This is a genomic window from Blastococcus sp. SYSU D00669 (assembly GCF_054050715.1).
On record NZ_JBJGZV010000010.1, the window covers coordinates 71,343 to 88,207 of the forward strand.

The window sequence follows — 16,865 nt, forward strand, 5'->3', positions numbered from 1 at the left end:
CCGGCGGTGCTGCCGCCGTCCGCCTAGCCGTACGTGTCGCGGGGCCCCCGGCCGCGCACCGAGCGCGGCCCCTTCTTCCAGCTGGGCGCCGTCGGTCCGACAACGCGCAACTTCGTCACGACGTCCCCGCCCACCTGCGCCCGCAGCTTGCCCAGGATCGTCGGCGCGAGCAGCCGCAGCTGGGTGGCCCACGCCGTGGACTCCGCCTGGATCAGCAGCTCGCCGTCGGTGAGCGTCTGCGGGGTGCAGTGCGCGGCGATGTCGGGACCGACCAGCGCCGACCACCGGCCGAACACCGTGCCGACCTTGGTCCGCTCGGACCAGTCCTGCGCGCTGACCAGGTTGTCCACCAGCCGGCCCAGCGGCTGGGGGTCGTCGTCGCCGGGCCGCGGCCCGGTCCAGTCCCGCCGCGGCCCGGCGATCCGCCGGCGGGTCGGCTGCGGCCGGGCCGCCGAGGCGGCGCGGGCCGCCTCCAGCGCGGCGCGGGCGATGTCGCTCGGCCGCGCCGGCCGCTCATCGCTCACCGGGCACCTCCTGCAGCTCGGCTCCCGCTGCCGCCTCGTCCAGCGGCGTCGCCGTCCCCCCGGCCACCAGCACCACCGCACCGCGCAGCTCCACGGGCACGTCCTCCAGCACGGCGGCGGTGATCAGCGTCTGCTCGGCCGACCGGGCCACCGCCGCCAGCGCGGCCCGGCGATCGGCGTCCAGCGTGGCGAAGACGTCGTCCAGGACCAGGATCGGCTCCTCGCCGTCGGCCCGGAAGAGGGCGAACGTGGCCAGCTTGAGGGCCAGCGCCAGCGACCACGACTCCCCGTGGCTGGCGAAGCCCTTGGCCGGCGTGCCGCCGAGGTGGATGACCAGGTCGTCGCGGTGCGGCCCGACCAGCGTCATGCCGCGGTCGACCTCGTCGCGGCGCCGCTCCTCCACCCGCTCGCGCAGGGCCGCGGCCAGCTCGGCCGCCGTCGGCAGCGCCGCCCCCGGCGCCAGGGCGCCGCCGTCCCCGGCGAGCGGCACGGTGCTCGAGTAGCCGAGCCCGGCCGGGGCCGCGCCGGCCCCCGCCACCGCCGCGTAGGCCTCGGCCACGTGCGGGGCGAGGTCGGCGATCAGCCCCAGGCGGGCCGCCAGCAGCTGGCTGCCGAGGTCGACGAGGTGGCCGTTCCAGACGTCGAGGGTGGCGAGCGCGTCGCCGCGGGCGAGACGGGCGGTCTTGAGCAGCGCGTTGCGCTGCTTGAGCACGCGGTCGTAGTCGCCCCGCACGCCCGCCAGCCGCGGGGTGCGGCTGACCAGCAGCTCGTCGAGGAACCGGCGCCGCTCCGTGGGGTCGCCGCGGACCAGCGCGAGGTCCTCGGGGGCGAACAGCACGGTCTTGACCACGCCGATCAGCTCCCGCGGCCGGGGCAGCGGCGCGCGGTTGACCCGCACCCGGTTGGCCCGCCCCGGGTTGACCTCGATCTCCACCAGGAGCTCCCGGTCGCCGCGCCGCAGCGCCGCGCGCACCACCGCCTGCGGATCGCCGGTGCGCACCAGCGGCGCGTCGGTGGACACCCGGTGGCTGCTCAGCGTGGCCAGGTAGCCGACCGCCTCGACCAGGTTGGTCTTCCCCTCGCCGTTGCGCCCGACGAGCACCGTCGGGCCCGGGCGCAGCGCGAGGTCGACCCGTTCCCAGTTGCGGAACGAGGCGAGCTGCAGGTGCCGGACGTACACCTCAGTACCCGCTCACGCGGGGCGCTCGGCCTCCTGCGCCGCCACCGCGCGGACGGCGTGCCCGCCGAACTGGTTGCGCAGCGCCGCGACGGCCTTCATGGTCGGGGAGTCCTCCTGGCGCGAGACGAACCGGGCGAAGAGCGACGCGGCGATCGCCGGCATCGGGACGGCGTGGTCGATGGCCGCCTCGACCGTCCACCGGCCCTCGCCGGAGTCCTCGGCGTAGCCGCGGATGCGCTCCAGCGTGGGGTCCTCGTCGAGCGCCCGGACCAGCAGGTCGAGCAGCCAGGAGCGGATGACGGTCCCCTGCGTCCACGACGCGACCACGCCGGGCACGTCGTCGACGAGCTCGGCGGCCTCGAGCAGCTCGTAGCCCTCGCCGTAGGCCTGCATCATCGCGTACTCGATGCCGTTGTGGACCATCTTCGAGAAGTGGCCCGCGCCGGCGCGGCCCGCGTGCACGAAGCCCGCGGCCGGCAGCTCCTGCCCGGACTCGTCGGTGCCGGGGGACGGCGGCTTGAGCGCGTCGAAGATCGGCTGCACGGTCGCGACGTGCTCCTTGTCGCCGCCGACCATGAGCGCGTAGCCGTTGTGCAGGCCCCAGACACCGCCGGAGACGCCGCAGTCGAGGTAGCCGATGCCCTTGGCGCCGAGCGCCTCGGCGTGCACCTCGTCGTCGGTCCACCGGGAGTTCCCGCCGTCGACGACGACGTCCCCGGCGCTGAGCAGCTCGCCGAGCTCGCGGACGACGGAGCGGGTGGGATCGCCCGCGGGCACCATCACCCACACCACCCGCGGCGCCTGCAGCGCGTCGACCAGCTCCTGCAGGCTGGTCACGTCCCGCTTGGGCGAGGACCTGTCGTAGCCCACCACCTCGTGACCGGCGCGGCGGATCCGCTCGGCCATGTTGCCGCCCATCTTGCCCAGACCGACCAGCCCCAGCTGCACGGCGAAGTCCCCTCTCGAACGAACTGCGGAGTTCCCAGCGGTCGCGGTGCCCGGGCGGCCGCGCCCCGACACCTCGGCCCTCCTGCAGGGTCCCGCCGCGAGCCTGCGAGCGGTGGGGGGCAGGAGGGTCCTTCATCAGCCCGGCAGGCGCACCGGCATGATCAGGTAGCGGTAGGAGCCGGCGCGCTCGGCCGGACGCGCGGGCGCACCCTCGGACCCGCTGCCCTCGTCGTCGGTGGCCGGCTCGTCGACGCCGGACAGCACGGCGGGCTTGAGCGGGCTGGTGAAGTCCATCCGCGCGCGCGGCGAGTGCACCGAGGCCAGCCCGTCGAGCAGGAACGTCGGGTTGAAACCGATCGTCAGCGGGTCGCCCTCGAACTCGACGTCGCAGCGCTCCTCGGCCTGGCCCTCGTCGTCGGTGCCGCCGGCGCGCAGGGTGACCTGGCCGGGGGTGAACTCGCAGCGCAGCGGGGTGCCGCGCTCGGCGACCAGGGCGACGCGCTTGGCCGCGTCGGTGAACAGCCCGACCGGCAGCACCGCGTGCGCGCTCGACTCGCTCGGCATGATCGCCCGGTACTTGACGAACTCGGCGTCCAGCAGCCGGGTGGTGGTCTGCCGGTCCTTGCCGGAGAGACCGAGGATGCCCTCGCCCGAGCCGCCCGAGGACAGCGACACCACGATCTCCGGGCCGCTGGTCAGCGTCTTGGCGGCGTCGGCCAGGGTGCGCGCCGGGACGAGGACGGCGGCCGACGTCCCCGGGGTCTCCGGCCGCCAGGCGAACTCGCGGACCGCGAGGCGGTAGCGGTCGGTGGCGGCCAGGGTGATCCGGTCGTCCTCGATCTCCAGCCGGACGCCGGTGAGCATCGGCAGGGTGTCGTCGCGGCCGGCGGCGACGGCGACCTGGCCGACCGCCTCGGCGAAGACGTCGCTGTCGACGACGCCCGCCGACGACGGCATCGACGGCAGGGACGGGTAGTCCTCGACCGGCAGCGTCGGCAGGCTGAAGCGCGCGTTGCTGCAGGCGATGGCGAGGCGCGCGCCCTCGGCGGTGATCTCGACCGGGTGCGGCGGCAGCGCCCGGGTGATCTCGGCGAGCAGCCGGCCGGGGACGAGCGCGCGCCCGCCCTCGGTGGCGTGCACGTCGACCTCCGCGCGCGCGGAGACCTCGTAGTCGAAGCCGGAGACGGAGAGCTGGTTGCCGTCGACCTCCAGCAGGATGCCGGCGAGGACCGGTACCGACGGTCGCGGCGGAAGGCTGCGCGCCGTCCAGGCGACGGCGTCGGCGAGCACCTCTCGTGCCACCCGGAACTTCATGTCTCGACCCACCCCAGCTCTTCCCGGGGGGCGAGGACGTCGTCGTCCCCACCCTCCGCGGGATCTCCCGTGCTCCTGTGCGTTGCTCCCCCGTCGTGCTCATCGTGCCTGGTGCGGCTGCTCCAGTGGAAACCGTGCCCCCTGGAGGCCCCTCCCAGAGCAGCGTCCCCACCCAGACTGGGGTTCGAGAATTCTCCGGGACATCTCCTTCATCCTCGTCATCACCGGTGTGGATCCTGGGGACGACGGCCGTTCGTGCAGGTCGGCCCAGAAGTCGACATGTTGGTGCGCTGTGGGCGGCCGGCGGCGCGCCTGTGTCGACACGTGGACAACTCGACGGCCGTGCACACGGCACCCCCGTCGTCCACGGGCTGTCCCCTGCTGCGCCCCCGGTCGGTCCCCAGTCCGTCCGCAGGCCTCCCCGGCGCGATGACGGACCTCTGCTCAGATCGGTGAACCTGCAGGTGACACGCGTGTAGTTACACGAGGGGTCGAGTACGGCCGGGTACCCGGCCGCAAGGGTCGGGCGGCCGCGGCGCGCGTGCCGGTGACCGGATGTGAGCCGGCACACACGCGACATCCCCAACCTGTGCACATCCCTGGGGACAACTTCTCGACGAGTCGACGGCGTCCCCGGCGACGACCCGCGCTCGCCCGCGCAGGACGTGCGCTTACGCCATGCACACGGTTCCCCACAGGTGGGGATAAGTCGACCGGTGACGTGCTGGAGCGGCCCCGTCCAGGGACCTGCCCCGAGCTTGCGAGGGGTGGGGAGGACGGGGTCCTTCTACTGGCGGGCGCGGCTCTTGATGCGGGCGGTCAGCTCGGTGACCTGGGTGTACGTCGCGCGCCGCTCGCTCATCTGATTGGTGATCTTCTTGACCGCGTGCATGACCGTGGTGTGGTCCTTGCCGCCGAACGAGGCGCCGATGCGGGGCAGCGACAGCTCGGTGAGCTCGCGGCAGAGGTACATCGCGATCTGCCGGGCGTTGACCAGCGTGCGGCTGCGGTTGGTGCCCTGCAGCTCCTCCATCGTCACGGAGAAGTACTCGGCGGTGGCGGCCATGATGATCGCCGCGGTGATCTGCGGGCCCTGCTCGTCGCTGATCAGGTCCTTGAGCACGAGCTCGGCCAGCGGCAGGTCGACCTGCTGCTTGTTGAGGCTGGCGAAGGCCGTGACCCGGATGAGCGCGCCCTCGAGCTCGCGGATGTTGGTCTGCACCTTGCTGGCGATGAACTCGAGCACCGCGTCGGGCACCTGGAGCCGCTCGCCCCACGCCTTCTTCCGCAGGATCGCGATGCGGGTCTCGAGGTCCGGCGCCTGGACGTCGGTGATGAGTCCCCACTCGAAGCGGGTCCGCAGCCGGTCCTCCAGCGTCGTCAGCTTCTTCGGCGGCCGGTCGGAGGTGATGACGATCTGCTTGCTGGCGTTGTGCAGCGTGTTGAACGTGTGGAAGAACTCCTCCTGCGTCCGCTCGGCGCGTTCCAGGAACTGGATGTCGTCGATGAGCAGGAAGTCGATGTCCCGGTAGCGGCGCCGGAAGTCCTCGGCCCGGCCGGAGTGCACCAGGTTGATGAACTCGTTGGTGAACTCCTCGGTGCTGACGTAGCGCACCCGGACGTTGGGGAACATGCGCGCGGCGTAGTGGCCGATCGCGTGCAGCAGGTGGGTCTTGCCCAGCCCGGACTCGCCGTAGATGAACAGCGGGTTGTAGGCGCGGGCCGGGGCCTCGGCGACGGCGACCGCCGCGGCGTGGGCGAACCGGTTGCTGTTGCCGATGACGAAACTGTCGAAGACGTACTTGGGGTTGAGGCCCAGGTCGGCGGCGGCCGGCCGGCGGTCGGTCTCCGCGCTGCGGGCGGCGGCACGGCCGCCCTCGGCGCGTCGTCCCCCGGCCCGGCGGCCGGTGTCGGCGGGCAGCTCCAGGTCGAACGGCAGGACGTCGGCGGTGTGCTCGTCGGCCGCGGGAGGCGCGGCCGCCGCGACGGCCGGGCTCCAGTCCTCCGGGGCCCCGCGGTCGGCCACCGGCCGCGGGCCCGGCTCGGCGGCTGCCGACACGGGGTGGGCCGGCTCCCGGGCCCAGGCCGGGCCCTCCTGCGGCCACGCCGGGGTCTCCCGCTCCCACACCGGGGCGGCGCCGGCCCGGACGCCGAACGCGCTGCGGCCGTCGTCGGCCCGGTCCCGGCTCTCCCGGTCCTCCTCGGCGCGGTGGTTCCCGGCCGCCGACCACGGCCGCCGGGTGGGCGGCTCCTCCTGCGCGGCCGGCGGCTCGGCCGGGGCGTCCTCCAGCTGGACGGCGACGCGGATGTCGCGGCCGAACTGCTCGGACAACGCCTCGGACAGCACGCGGCGCATCCGCGACTCGAGCACGGTCTGGGTGAACTCGTTCGGCGCGGCCAGCACGGCGGTGTCCTCGACCAGACCCAGCGGCCGGGTCAGGTTGAGCATCGCGTTCTGCTGTGGGGACAGGCTCGTGGCCAGCCGCTCGCGGATCTGGTCCCAGACCGTCGCCAGGTCCAGCGTGGCATCGGTCATGCCCGTCGTCCTCCCAGTGCTGTCGTCGACCCCGGGCCCCCGGCCCGGCCCCGTCGTGCCGACTCCCCGGGCCCTGGAGATGTGGATACCCGCACAGGCGCGTTCCACATCTCTGTCCACAGGTTGTGCACTACCGGCGCACGTCTCCTCGCGGGCCGCCGCTGGCGGTCCTCCGTGAGGACGTGTGTACTGGTCAGAGCCCTGTGTTCGCAGACGGACTGGGATCGGCCGCGCCGGTCCGACCGACGGGTCGGCCCCGGCGCCGGACCTGCGGGGACCGACGCGGAGCGACGGCGACGCTAACAGCCCTGTCCACAGCCGGGCAACGCTCGCCCGACGTTCCCGGGCGAGTCGATCCGGGTTCCGACGGTCGTCACCACGGCGTGCCTCGGGAGCCGACGGCGGGCGGTGGGCGACCCTGGGCGGTCGTCGTCCGGCCCGGCCACCGGGCGACGCCGATCCTCGGCTATGCTCGTCGGCGTCTGCAGAGCGCCCGGGGCGCCTGCGCAGGTCGTACCTGTCTCCCGGGCTTCTCGCAGGAACCAGCTTCCGGGGTCCGCACCCCGAGCGCGCCCGTCGGCCGGCGGGTGCGCGACCGCCGATGTCGTGTAGTGGGAGTACCTCGTGAGCAAGCGCACGTTCCAGCCGAACAACCGTCGTCGGTCCAAGACCCACGGCTTCCGGCTGCGGATGCGCACCCGCGCGGGCCGGGCGATCATCGCCGGCCGTCGGCGCAAGGGGCGCGAGAAGCTCTCCGCCTGAGGTGTTGCCCGCGCAGGCCCGCCTGCGCCGGCGTCCGGAGTTCACCGCGGTCGTCCGGTCGGGGCGGCGCGTCGGGCGGCCGACCATGGTGCTCCACTACCTCCCCCAGCGTCCCGCTCCGCCGGGCGTCGTCGCCGACGGCCCGCGGGCGGGGTTCGTCGTGGGCCGGGCGGTCGGCAACTCGGTGGTCCGTCACCGGGTGACCCGCCGGCTGCGCGCCGTCGTCCGCGACGAACTGGACCGGCTGCCCGCAGCGGCCGACCTGGTCGTGCGTGCGCGTCCCGAGGCCGCCGAGGCGACCTCCGAGCGGCTGCGCCGCGACCTGGCCGGTGGCCTGGACCGCCTGCTCGGCGAGCGGGTCCGCTCGTGAAGGCGGCTCTGCTCGCCGCGGTCCGCTTCTACCAGCGGGCGATCAGCCCCGCGCTGCCGCCGCGCTGCCGCTTCCACCCGACCTGCAGCGCGTACGCGCTGGAGGCGATCGAGCGGCACGGCGCCGCGCGGGGCACCTGGCTGGCGCTGCGCCGGCTGGCGAAGTGCGCCCCCTGGCACCCCGGCGGCGTCGACCTCGTGCCCGAGCCGCGTCCCGGAACCACCGCCGTCGGCCGGACGTCGAGCACTGCGGCACCGGCCGCGGTCCCCGGCGCCGACGGTCCCCACCACCCCGACCGTGCGACCACGCGGGCCCCGCGGGAGGAGTCCTCCATTGCTTGACTGGATCTACACCGCCATCTCCTGGGTGATGGCGCGGTGGCACTCCCTGTGGAACGCCCTGTTCGGCGATCCGAACCCGGAGAGCGTCCTCGGTGGCCTGGCCTGGGTGCTGGCGATCGTCTTCCTCGTCGTGACGATCCGCATCATCCTGTTCCCGCTGTTCGTCAAGCAGATCAAGTCGCAGCGGGCGATGCAGGAGATCCAGCCGGAGATCCAGAAGCTGCGCAAGCAGTACGGCAGCGACCGGCAGGGCTTCAGCCAGGCCGTGATGGCGCTGCAGAAGGAGCGGGGGGTCAACCCGCTGGCCGGCTGCCTGCCGATCCTGCCGCAGATCCCGGTGTTCATCGGCCTGTTCCACGTGCTGCGGCGGATCGCGCCCGGCGCGGAGGGTCTCTACAGCTGGAGCGACCAGCTCACCGACGAGGCGGCCCGGGCGAAGTTCTTCGGCGCGCCCATCTCGGCGTCGTTCAACATGTCCGGCTCCAAGGAGCAGGCGATCCTCGAGATCGCCACCTACACGAACATCCGCATCGTCGCGTTCGTGCTGATCGTGATCATGTGCGCGACCACCTACTTCACGCAGAAGCAGATCATGCGGCGGTCGGGCCCGGTCGAGGGCCAGGCCGCGCTCGTGCAGAAGTTCATGCTCTACGGGATGCCGCTGAGCCTCTTCGTCTCCGGCTTCTTCTTCCCGATCGGCGTCCTCCTGTACTGGTTCACCAACAACCTGTGGACGCTGGGCCAGCAGTTCTACGTGCTGAAGAAGCTGCCGCCGCCCCCCGGCTCCCCCGCCGCCCTGGCCCAGGCGGCCGCCGAGAAGCCCGCGATCGACCCGAAGGCGCTCGCCCCCAAGCCCGGCGCGAAGCCGGTGCGCGGCAAGGGTGGCAAGCCGGTCGGCCCGGCCGCGCCGGCCGCCCCGGCCGACGGCGGCACGTCGGCGGGCACCGCCGGCTCCGGCACCCCCACCTCGGAGGGCACGCCGGCCGCCGACGGCGGGACCGGTAGCGGCGCGGGCGGTCGAGCGGCGTCGAACGGGGCGACGCCGAAGACCGGCAGCTCCGGTGCCACCAAGGCCAAACGAAAGCGCCGCTGACCGGCGCTCCGGCGTCCTCCCGGACGCCCGGCCGGCCGCTGCCGGCCCGCAGACCTGACGTCCGACCTTCCGAGGAGGAACCCCCGTGAGTGCTCCGCAGCAGCCGGACACCGCCGCCACCGCCGAGGTGACGTCGGGCGCCGTGCTCAGCCCGGCTCCCGGCACCGCGGTCGAGCCCGACGGTCAGCCCGCGCTGCCCGATCCCGACGCGACCGGCGACGACGCTCTGGTCGAGGACGTCGACGACGACGAGGACGACGACACCGCCGACGACACCGCCGACGACCTGCTCGTCCGCGAGGGCGACGTGGCCGGCGACTACCTCGAGCGGCTGCTCGACATCCTCGACGTCGACGGGGACATCGACCTCGACGTGGAGGGCGACCGCGCCTCCGTCGCCATCGTCGGCGGCCAGCTCGACGACCTCATCGGCGCCGACGGGCAGGTCCTCGAGGCGCTGCAGGAGCTCACCCGCCTCGCCGTTGCCCAGTCCACCGGGGTCCGCAGCCGGCTGATGCTCGACGTCGGCGGCTTCCGGGCCAAGCGGCGGGCCGACCTGTCCGCGCTGGCCGGCGAGGCCGCCCGCCGGGTGGCGCAGAGCCGCCAGCCGGAGCGGCTGACCCCCATGAACCCGTTCGAGCGCAAGGTCGTCCACGACGTCATCGCCGCGGTGAGCGGCGTGCGCAGCGAGTCCGAGGGCGAGGAGCCCAACCGGCGCGTCGTGGTCCTGCCGGACGCGTGACGCTTCCGGACGATTCCGTTCCGCGAACGCCGGAGACGGCCTCCGAGCTGTTCGGGGAGGCGCTGCCGGCGGCCGAGCGCTACGTCGCCCGGCTGGCCTCCGACGGCGTCGCGCGGGGGCTGATCGGCCCCCGCGAGGTGGGGCGGCTGTGGGACCGGCACGTGCTCAACAGCGCCGCGGTGGCCGAGGCCGTGCCCGAGGGGGCCCGGGTGGTCGACGTCGGCAGCGGCGCCGGCCTGCCCGGGATCCCGCTGGGCCTCGCGCGGCCCGACCTGGCGCTGACCCTGGTGGAGCCGATGGCGCGGCGGGTCGAGTTCCTCGAGGAGGCCGTCGCGGAGCTGGGCGCGCCGTGGCGCGTCGTCCGCGGCCGAGCCGAGGACCGCGGCGTCGTCACCGCCGTCGGGCCGGTCGACGTGGTCACCGCCCGGGCCGTGGCGCCTCTGCCCCGGCTGGTCGCCTGGTGCCGCGGACTGCTGCGGCCGGGAACCCGCCTGGTGGCCCTGGTCGGGGCGCGCGCCGTGGCCGAGCTGCCCGCGCTGGTGCCCGAGCTGGAGGCCGCCGGTATGCGTGACGTACATCCGCGGGCTGTCGGCGCCGCGCTCGGGAACGCTGCCACTACCGTGGTGGTGATGACCCGCGGGGAGCGGTGACGGCGGCACGCCGACACCTGTTCCACGTGGAACCGACAGCTGTACCCGGACCCGTTCCACGTGAAACGGGTGCGGGTTCGAGGGGGAAAGGACCGCGATGACCGACCCGGGCGAGCGGTTGCGGAGCAGTCTCGCTGCTGACAACGCCGCCTCGGGGGCTCCGGCGGACTTCGACAGCCCCATCGCGATGGAGGCCTTGCGGGCCACCCGCGTGCTGCACGCCGCCGACCAGGAACCGTTCCCGAGACCGGGACGGCTGCGGGTCATCACCATCGCCAACCAGAAGGGCGGCGTCGGCAAGACGACGTCCGCGGTCAACCTCGGCGTCGCGCTGGCCCTCTACGGACTGCGGACGCTCGTCATCGACCTCGACCCGCAGGGCAACACCAGCACGGCGCTGGGCGTCGACCACACGGTCGGGACGCCGTCGGTCTACGACACCCTGGTCGGTGACAGCCCGCTGTCGGAGGTCACGCACCAGACGAACGCCAGCCCGCTGCTCACCTGCGTGCCGGCGACGATCGACCTCGCGGGTGCCGAGATCGAGCTGGTCTCCGTCGTGGCCCGCGAGTACCGGCTGCGCCGGGCCATCGAGGCCTACGTCCACTCCCTGCCCGAGGACCGCAAGCCGGACTACGTCCTCATCGACTGCCCGCCGTCGCTGGGGCTGCTGACCCTCAACGCGCTGGTGGCCGGCGACGAGGTGCTGATCCCGATCCAGTGCGAGTACTACGCGCTGGAGGGGCTGGGGCAGCTGCTCAACAACATCGACCTGGTGCGGGCGCACCTGAACCCGGGCATCGCCGTCCGGACGATCCTGCTCACCATGTACGACGGGCGGACCAAGCTCGCCGACCAGGTGGCCGAGGAGGTCCGCAACCACTTCGGCGACCTCGTGCTGAACGCCGTCATCCCGCGCAACGTCCGGGTGTCCGAGGCGCCGGGCTACAGCCAGTCGGTCCTGACGTACGACCCGGGGTCCCGCGGGGCGACGGCGTACGTGGAGGCGGCCCGGGAGCTCGCCGAACGGGGTGCTGCGCTGCCGCCGCTGGATCCGGGGCGGATGCCGGCCGGTGTCGCGCCCCCGTCCTACGGATCCGCCGTCTCCACCCCTGAGCACCCGACGGAGAACCGATGACCAAGCGTGGCGGGCTCGGCCGCGGCCTGGCGGCCCTGATCCCCACCGCTCCTCCCCCGCCCGCCGGGCCGGAGGTCGACCGTCCCGCCGTCGTCGCCGCCCCGGCGCCCGCCGCGGTGCCGCCGCCCGGCGACGAGCCGGCCGAGGAGCCCCCCGCACCCGTCGTCCGTCCCGCGCGCCCGGCGCCGGTCGAGGACGCCGTCGGGGTGCCGGGCGCCCAGCTGCGCGAGGTGTCCGTCGACGACGTCGTCCCCAACCCCAAGCAGCCGCGGCAGGTCTTCGACGACGAGGCGCTGGAGGAGCTCACCCACTCCGTGCGCGAGTTCGGGCTGCTCCAGCCGATCGTCGTCCGCGAGCGGGCGGACGGCGGCTACGAGCTCATCATGGGCGAGCGGCGGCTGCGCGCCGCCAAGGCGGCGGACCTGCAGACCGTCCCCGCGATCGTCCGGGACACCACCGACGACGCCCTGCTGCGCGACGCGCTCCTGGAGAACATCCACCGGGTCCAGCTCAACCCGCTGGAGGAGGCCGCGGCCTACCAGCAGCTGCTGGAGGAGTTCGGCGCCACGCACGAGGAGCTCGCCAGCCGCATCGGCCGCAGCCGCTCGCAGGTCACCAACACCATCCGGCTGATGAAGCTGCCGGTGAAGGTGCAGACCCGGGTGGCCGCCGGCGTGCTCTCCGCCGGGCACGCGCGGGCGCTGCTCGGCCTGGCCGACGCCGAGGCGATGGACGCCCTCGCCACGCGCATCGTCGCCGAGGGGATGTCGGTCCGGGCCACCGAGGAGGCCGTCGCGGTCGCCGCCGCCGAGCAGCCCACCGCGAAGCGCCGGACGCGCAAGATCAGCGCGCCCGGGGTGGAGGACCTCGGGCAGCGGCTCTCCGACGTCTTCGAGACCAAGGTGCAGGTGCAGATCGGCCGGGCGAAGGGCCGCATCGTCGTCGAGTTCGGCTCGGTCGACGACCTGCAGCGGATCGTCGGTCTCATGGCGCCGGACATCACCGGCCGCCGGGGCGACTCCTGACGGAGACGCTCCGGCCGACCGGCTGAAACGTCACGGACGCAATTCAGGACCGCGGGTCGGTGTACCGGTCGCTGTTGGCCGGGCCGACGAACGGTTCGACGTCGGGCACGTGCGGCGAGCCGTCGGGCCGGATCGCCCGGAACCGGCCGGTGTCGACCGAGTCGAAGGTCGTGTGCAGGTCCAGCTCCTGCTCGACCACCCGGGCCAGCCGACGCACGCCCTCGCGGATCTCGTGCGGCTCCGGGTAGCAGTAGGACAGCCGCATGTACTCCTTGCCGCTCCCGTCGGCGTAGAAGCCGATCCCGGGCACGTAGGCCACGAGGTTGTTCACCGCCCGCGGCTGCATGAGCTTGGCGTCGAGGCCGTGCGGCAGCTTCAGCCACACGTAGAAGCCGCCGTCGGGACGGGTCCAGGTGGTGCCGGCCGGCATGAGCGCGTCGAGTGACTCGAGGGTGGCGTCGCGGCGGTCGCGGTAGAGCTCGATGAAGTGCTTGATCTGCTGCTGCCAGGGCTGGGTGTCCAGGTAGCGCGCGACGGCGTACTGGGTGAGCGACGGCGGGCAGAGCACCTGCGCCTCGGTGGCCAGCACGAGCTTCTCGCGGACCGCGATCGGCGCCAGCACCCAGCCCACCCGGAGACCCGGGGAGAACGTCTTGGAGAACGAGCCGAGGTAGATGACCCGCTGGGAGTCGCGGGCCCGCAGCGCCTGCATCGGCTCCCGGTCGAAGCCCAGCAGCCCGTACGGGTTGTCCTCGATGATCAGCAGGTCGTAGCGGTCGGCCAGGTCGATGATCGCCCGCCGGCGCGGCTCGGAGAGCGTGACCCCGGCCGGGTTGTGGTAGTTGGGCACGGTGTAGAGGAACTTCACGCGGTCGCCGCGCGCGCGGGAGTCGAGCAGCGCCTGCTCGAGCGCCTCGGGGATGAGGCCGTCGTCGTCCATGGGTACGTGCCGCACCCGGGCCTCGGCCGCCTGGAAGACGCCCAGCGCCCCGACGTAGGAGGGCCCCTCGGCGAGGATGACGTCGCCGGGGTCGCAGAAGACGCGGGTGACCAGGTCCAGGGCCTGCTGGGAGCCCACCGTGACGACGACCTCGCTGGGCGAGGCGTCGCGGATGCCCTCCAGCGCCATCACGTCGCAGATCCGCTCCCGCAGCCGGGGGTCGCCCTGGCCGGAGCCGTACTGCAGCGTCTGCGCGCCCATCCCGGAGACCAGTTCGCCGATCATCGAGCCGACGGCGTCGAGCGGGAGGGCGGTGACGGCGGGCATCCCGCCGGCGAGCGAGACCACCTCGGGCCGGCTGACGACGGAGAACAGCGCGCGGATCTCGGAGGTCTTCATCCCGTGCGTGCGTGCTGCGTACCGGTCCGCCAGCGGGTCCAGCCGCGAGGACCGCGGGACAGGGGGCAGGCCGGGGTGCGCGCCGGAACCGGGCGGGAGGGAAGCCACCTTCAGAAGTGTAGGCAGCGCCGTCCGGACGGCCTGCAGGACACGGCCGGCGGACGGACGGGTCCGGTCCCGCCCGCTCCATCCGTCACAGCGTCAGCCCTTGGCCGGCAGGACGAAGGTGCCGGTCGGCGGGTCGGCCTCGGGCGCGAGGAAGAGCCGCTGGACGGCGGCCAGCACCGCGTGCGCGATGGTGCTGCGCAGCCGGGCGTCGAGCAGCAGCAGCCGGTCCACGGGGTGGGACAGGTAGCCGAGGTCCAGCCGGACGGCGGGCATCCGGGTGGTGCGCAGCAGGTCCCACGTCTTGGGGTGCGAGCCGAGGTCGAGCAGGCCGGTGCGGACGACCACCTCGCGGCGGACCAGGTTGGCGAACTGCTCGCCGACGGTGGAGGAGGCCCCCGACCCGGTGCCGTAGTAGTAGCTGGCCACCCCGCGGGCGTGCTCGGAGCGGTGGGCGTCGACGTGCAGGGAGAGGAAGAGGTCGGCGCGGGCCTGGTTGGCGAACGTCGTCCGCTCGAGGTGCGTGGGGTTCTGGTGGCGGCCGCGGGTGAGGTAGACGGTGGCGCCCGCGGCGGCCAGCCGCCCCTCGATGCGGGAGGCGATGTCGAACACCAGGTCGGCCTCGGTCGTCTCGCCGGAGGAGTGCCCGGCCTCCGGGCCGCCGTGGCCCGGGTCGACGACGATCCGGCGACCGATCAGGTGCGGCCCGCTCTCGACGAACGAGGCGCTCTGCCGCAGCAGCTGCGGCCGCCCGCCGACCACCTTGCGACCGAGCTGGCGCAGCGCGCGCAGGGTGGCCGGCCCGCACGTGCCGTCGGAGGTGAGGCCGTAGTCGCGCTGGAAGGTGCGCAGCCCGGTCTCTGTCTCGGGGCCGAACACGCCGTCGACCGGGCCGGCGTCGTAGCCGAGCTCGTGCAGGCGGTCCTGCAGGTTGGTGACGTCGTCGCCGCGCATAGGGCGCTCGGGGTCGAAGCGCAGCAGCCGGTCCCCCAGCGACCACCGCGCCTCGGTGAGCGCCCGGTAGGTCTCCTCGCCGACCCGGCCGTCGACGCTCAGGCCGCGGACCTGCTGGAAGTGCCGGACCGCGAGCTCGGTCGCGGCGTCGTAGACCGCCGCGCCGTCGGCGAGGCCGTCGGGGGCGGTCGGGAGCAGGCCCAGGCTGCGCAGCGCGGCCAGCACCTCGGCCACGGCCGGGCCGCTGTCCCCGGGACGGAGGGGGTGCATGCGGCTGTCGCTCATCGTGCTCCGATTGTCGCCCGCCGTGCCCGTGCCGGCCCAGCCGGGGTCACCCCGAACGCGACGGGGCCCGTCCGACCGGGTGGTCGGACGGGCCCCGGGACCACGCTCGGTGCGCTCAGCCGATGTAGTCGGCGAGGTCGGAGAGGATCGCGCCCTTGGGCTTGGCGCCGATGATGCTCTTGACCGGCTTGCCGCCCTGGAAGACGGTCATCGTCGGGATCGACATGACCTGGTAGTCGCGGGCGATCTGCGGGTTCTCGTCGATGTTCAGCTTGGCGATCGTGAGCTTGTCGCCGTGCTCGGCCGCGATCTCCTCCAGCACGGGGGCGACCATCTTGCACGGCCCGCACCACTCCGCCCAGAAGTCCACGAGAACGGGCTTGTCGCTGCCCAGGACGTCGCTGGCGAAGCTGGCGTCGGTGACCGTCACGGTGTTGCCTGCCATGGGTCGTACTCCCTGTATCGGTTGCTCGAAAGGTCGCCGGTCGGTGCAACCGGCGTGGTGGGGGATCTATGCCCGGGTCAGCGCTCGCCGAAGGTCTCGGCCAGCCAGCGCTCGGCGTCGATCGCGGCCGCGGCCCCGGTGCCGGCCGAGGTGATGGCCTGCCGGTAGATGTGGTCGACCACGTCACCGCAGGCGAAGACGCCGTCGATGTTGGTGCGGGTGGTCGGGTGCTCCACCTGGATGTAGCCGGCGTCGTCCAGCTTCAGCTGACCGGCGAACAGCTCGCTGCGCGGGTCGTGGCCGATGGCGACGAAGACGCCGGTGACCGGGAGCTCCTCGGTGCCGCCCGACTCGACGTCGGTCAGCTGCACGCCGTTGACGGTGTCGCCGCCGAGGACGTCGGTGACCTGCTTGCCGAGCGCCCAGCGGATCTTCTCGTTGTCCTGGGCGCGCTTCTGCATGATCTTGGAGGCGCGGAGCTCGCGGCGGCGGTGCACCACGGTCACGCTCTTGGCGAAGCGGGTGAGGAAGGTGGCCTCCTCCATCGCCGAGTCGCCGCCGCCAACCACGATGATGTCCTGGTCGCGGAAGAAGAAGCCGTCGCAGGTGGCGCAGGCGGAGACGCCGCGGCCGAGCAGGCGCTGCTCGTTGTCCAGGCCCAGGTACCGGTACTTGGAGCCGGTGGCCACGATGACGGCGTGCGCGAGGTGCGTCTCGTCGCCGACCTTGACGACCTTGGGCGTGGCGGTCAGGTCGACCTCGGTGACGTCGCGCGGCTGCAGCTCGGCGCCGAAGCGCTCGGCCTGCGTGCGCATGTCGTCCATGAGCTGCGGGCCCTGGATGCCCTCGGGGAACCCGGGGAAGTTCTCCACCTCGGTGGTGGTCATGAGGGCGCCGCCGAACTGCGAGCCCTCGAACACCAGCGGGTGCAGGTTGGCACGCGCGGCGTAGACCGCCGCGGTGTAGCCGGCCGGGCCGGACCCGATGATGATCAGGTCGCGGACGCCGTCGTGCTCCGCCGGCGGGATGGCCGGGTGGGCCGGATCGGTCGAGACCGCGGGTCCGGGAGTCGGCTGGGAGTTCGTCACGGGCGGCACAACGTGGATGGTAGGGG

At 73.7% G+C, this 16,865-nt stretch carries 17 protein-coding genes; 8 read left to right on the plus strand and 9 right to left on the minus strand.

The features are described 5' to 3' along the window. Window positions 1-23: 23 nt before the first annotated feature. The 5 genes from ACI8AF_RS09480 to dnaA form a co-directional block, all read right to left on the minus strand. Window positions 24-524, minus strand: a complete 501-nt coding sequence (locus tag ACI8AF_RS09480) for a DciA family protein (protein ID WP_456539444.1) — start codon at window positions 522-524, stop codon at window positions 24-26. Beyond that, a complete protein-coding gene (recF, locus tag ACI8AF_RS09485) occupies window positions 514-1,704 on the minus strand; it encodes a DNA replication/repair protein RecF (RefSeq protein ID WP_456539445.1) in 1,191 nt (396 codons plus the stop codon). Before recF ends, ACI8AF_RS09480 begins: the two co-directional genes overlap by 11 nt. A gap of 12 nt (window positions 1,705-1,716) precedes the next feature. Then, entirely contained in the window at window positions 1,717-2,652 is a 936-nt protein-coding gene (gene gnd / locus ACI8AF_RS09490; RefSeq protein WP_456539446.1) for a phosphogluconate dehydrogenase (NAD(+)-dependent, decarboxylating), read from the minus strand. A gap of 135 nt (window positions 2,653-2,787) precedes the next feature. Continuing rightward, entirely contained in the window at window positions 2,788-3,966 is a 1,179-nt protein-coding gene (gene dnaN, locus ACI8AF_RS09495; protein ID WP_456539447.1) for a DNA polymerase III subunit beta, read from the minus strand. A 787-nt stretch (window positions 3,967-4,753) separates the two neighbouring features. Further along, complete coding sequence (gene dnaA, locus ACI8AF_RS09500; RefSeq protein WP_456539448.1) at window positions 4,754-6,502, minus strand: chromosomal replication initiator protein DnaA; 1,749 nt, start codon at window positions 6,500-6,502, stop codon at window positions 4,754-4,756. Window positions 6,503-7,126: 624 nt separating this feature from the next. Between dnaA and rpmH the strand changes: the two genes are divergently transcribed. From rpmH to ACI8AF_RS09540, 8 genes are all read left to right on the plus strand, one after another. After that, complete coding sequence (gene rpmH / locus ACI8AF_RS09505; protein ID WP_089305879.1) at window positions 7,127-7,264, plus strand: 50S ribosomal protein L34; 138 nt, start codon at window positions 7,127-7,129, stop codon at window positions 7,262-7,264. A gap of 1 nt (window position 7,265) precedes the next feature. Beyond that, window positions 7,266-7,634, plus strand: coding sequence for a ribonuclease P protein component (gene rnpA, locus ACI8AF_RS09510; RefSeq protein WP_456539449.1), 369 nt, complete (start codon window positions 7,266-7,268; stop codon window positions 7,632-7,634). Further along, entirely contained in the window at window positions 7,631-7,975 is a 345-nt protein-coding gene (yidD, locus tag ACI8AF_RS09515; RefSeq protein ID WP_456539450.1) for a membrane protein insertion efficiency factor YidD, read from the plus strand. The genes rnpA and yidD overlap by 4 nt, the downstream gene beginning before the upstream one ends. After that, window positions 7,968-9,068, plus strand: coding sequence for a membrane protein insertase YidC (yidC, locus tag ACI8AF_RS09520; protein WP_456539451.1), 1,101 nt, complete (start codon window positions 7,968-7,970; stop codon window positions 9,066-9,068). The genes yidD and yidC overlap by 8 nt, the downstream gene beginning before the upstream one ends. An 85-nt stretch (window positions 9,069-9,153) precedes the next feature. After that, entirely contained in the window at window positions 9,154-9,810 is a 657-nt protein-coding gene (locus ACI8AF_RS09525) for a Jag family protein (RefSeq protein ID WP_456539452.1), read from the plus strand. Next, entirely contained in the window at window positions 9,807-10,460 is a 654-nt protein-coding gene (gene rsmG, locus ACI8AF_RS09530) for a 16S rRNA (guanine(527)-N(7))-methyltransferase RsmG (RefSeq protein WP_456539453.1), read from the plus strand. Before ACI8AF_RS09525 ends, rsmG begins: the two co-directional genes overlap by 4 nt. 97 nt (window positions 10,461-10,557) lie before the next feature. Then, entirely contained in the window at window positions 10,558-11,598 is a 1,041-nt protein-coding gene (locus ACI8AF_RS09535) for a ParA family protein (RefSeq protein ID WP_456539454.1), read from the plus strand. Beyond that, window positions 11,595-12,623 carry a ParB/RepB/Spo0J family partition protein gene (locus ACI8AF_RS09540; protein ID WP_456539455.1) on the plus strand — a complete coding sequence of 343 codons (1,029 nt, stop codon included), beginning with the start codon at window positions 11,595-11,597 and terminating at the stop codon, window positions 12,621-12,623. The genes ACI8AF_RS09535 and ACI8AF_RS09540 overlap by 4 nt, the downstream gene beginning before the upstream one ends. A gap of 43 nt (window positions 12,624-12,666) precedes the next feature. Here the strand turns inward: ACI8AF_RS09540 and ACI8AF_RS09545 are convergent, their stop codons facing one another. From ACI8AF_RS09545 to trxB, 4 genes are all read right to left on the minus strand, one after another. After that, window positions 12,667-14,070: an aminotransferase-like domain-containing protein gene (locus ACI8AF_RS09545; protein ID WP_456539456.1), complete on the minus strand. Its 1,404-nt coding sequence runs from the start codon at window positions 14,068-14,070 to the stop codon at window positions 12,667-12,669. Window positions 14,071-14,163: 93 nt separating this feature from the next. Then, complete coding sequence (locus ACI8AF_RS09550; protein ID WP_456539457.1) at window positions 14,164-15,306, minus strand: N-acetylmuramoyl-L-alanine amidase; 1,143 nt, start codon at window positions 15,304-15,306, stop codon at window positions 14,164-14,166. A gap of 115 nt (window positions 15,307-15,421) precedes the next feature. After that, the gene (trxA, locus tag ACI8AF_RS09555; protein WP_456539458.1) at window positions 15,422-15,751 is read right to left on the minus strand and encodes a thioredoxin; all 330 of its coding nucleotides are present in this window, start codon (window positions 15,749-15,751) and stop codon (window positions 15,422-15,424) included. Window positions 15,752-15,828: 77 nt separating this feature from the next. Beyond that, window positions 15,829-16,848 carry a thioredoxin-disulfide reductase gene (trxB, locus tag ACI8AF_RS09560; protein ID WP_456539459.1) on the minus strand — a complete coding sequence of 340 codons (1,020 nt, stop codon included), beginning with the start codon at window positions 16,846-16,848 and terminating at the stop codon, window positions 15,829-15,831. Window positions 16,849-16,865 lie beyond the last annotated feature (17 nt).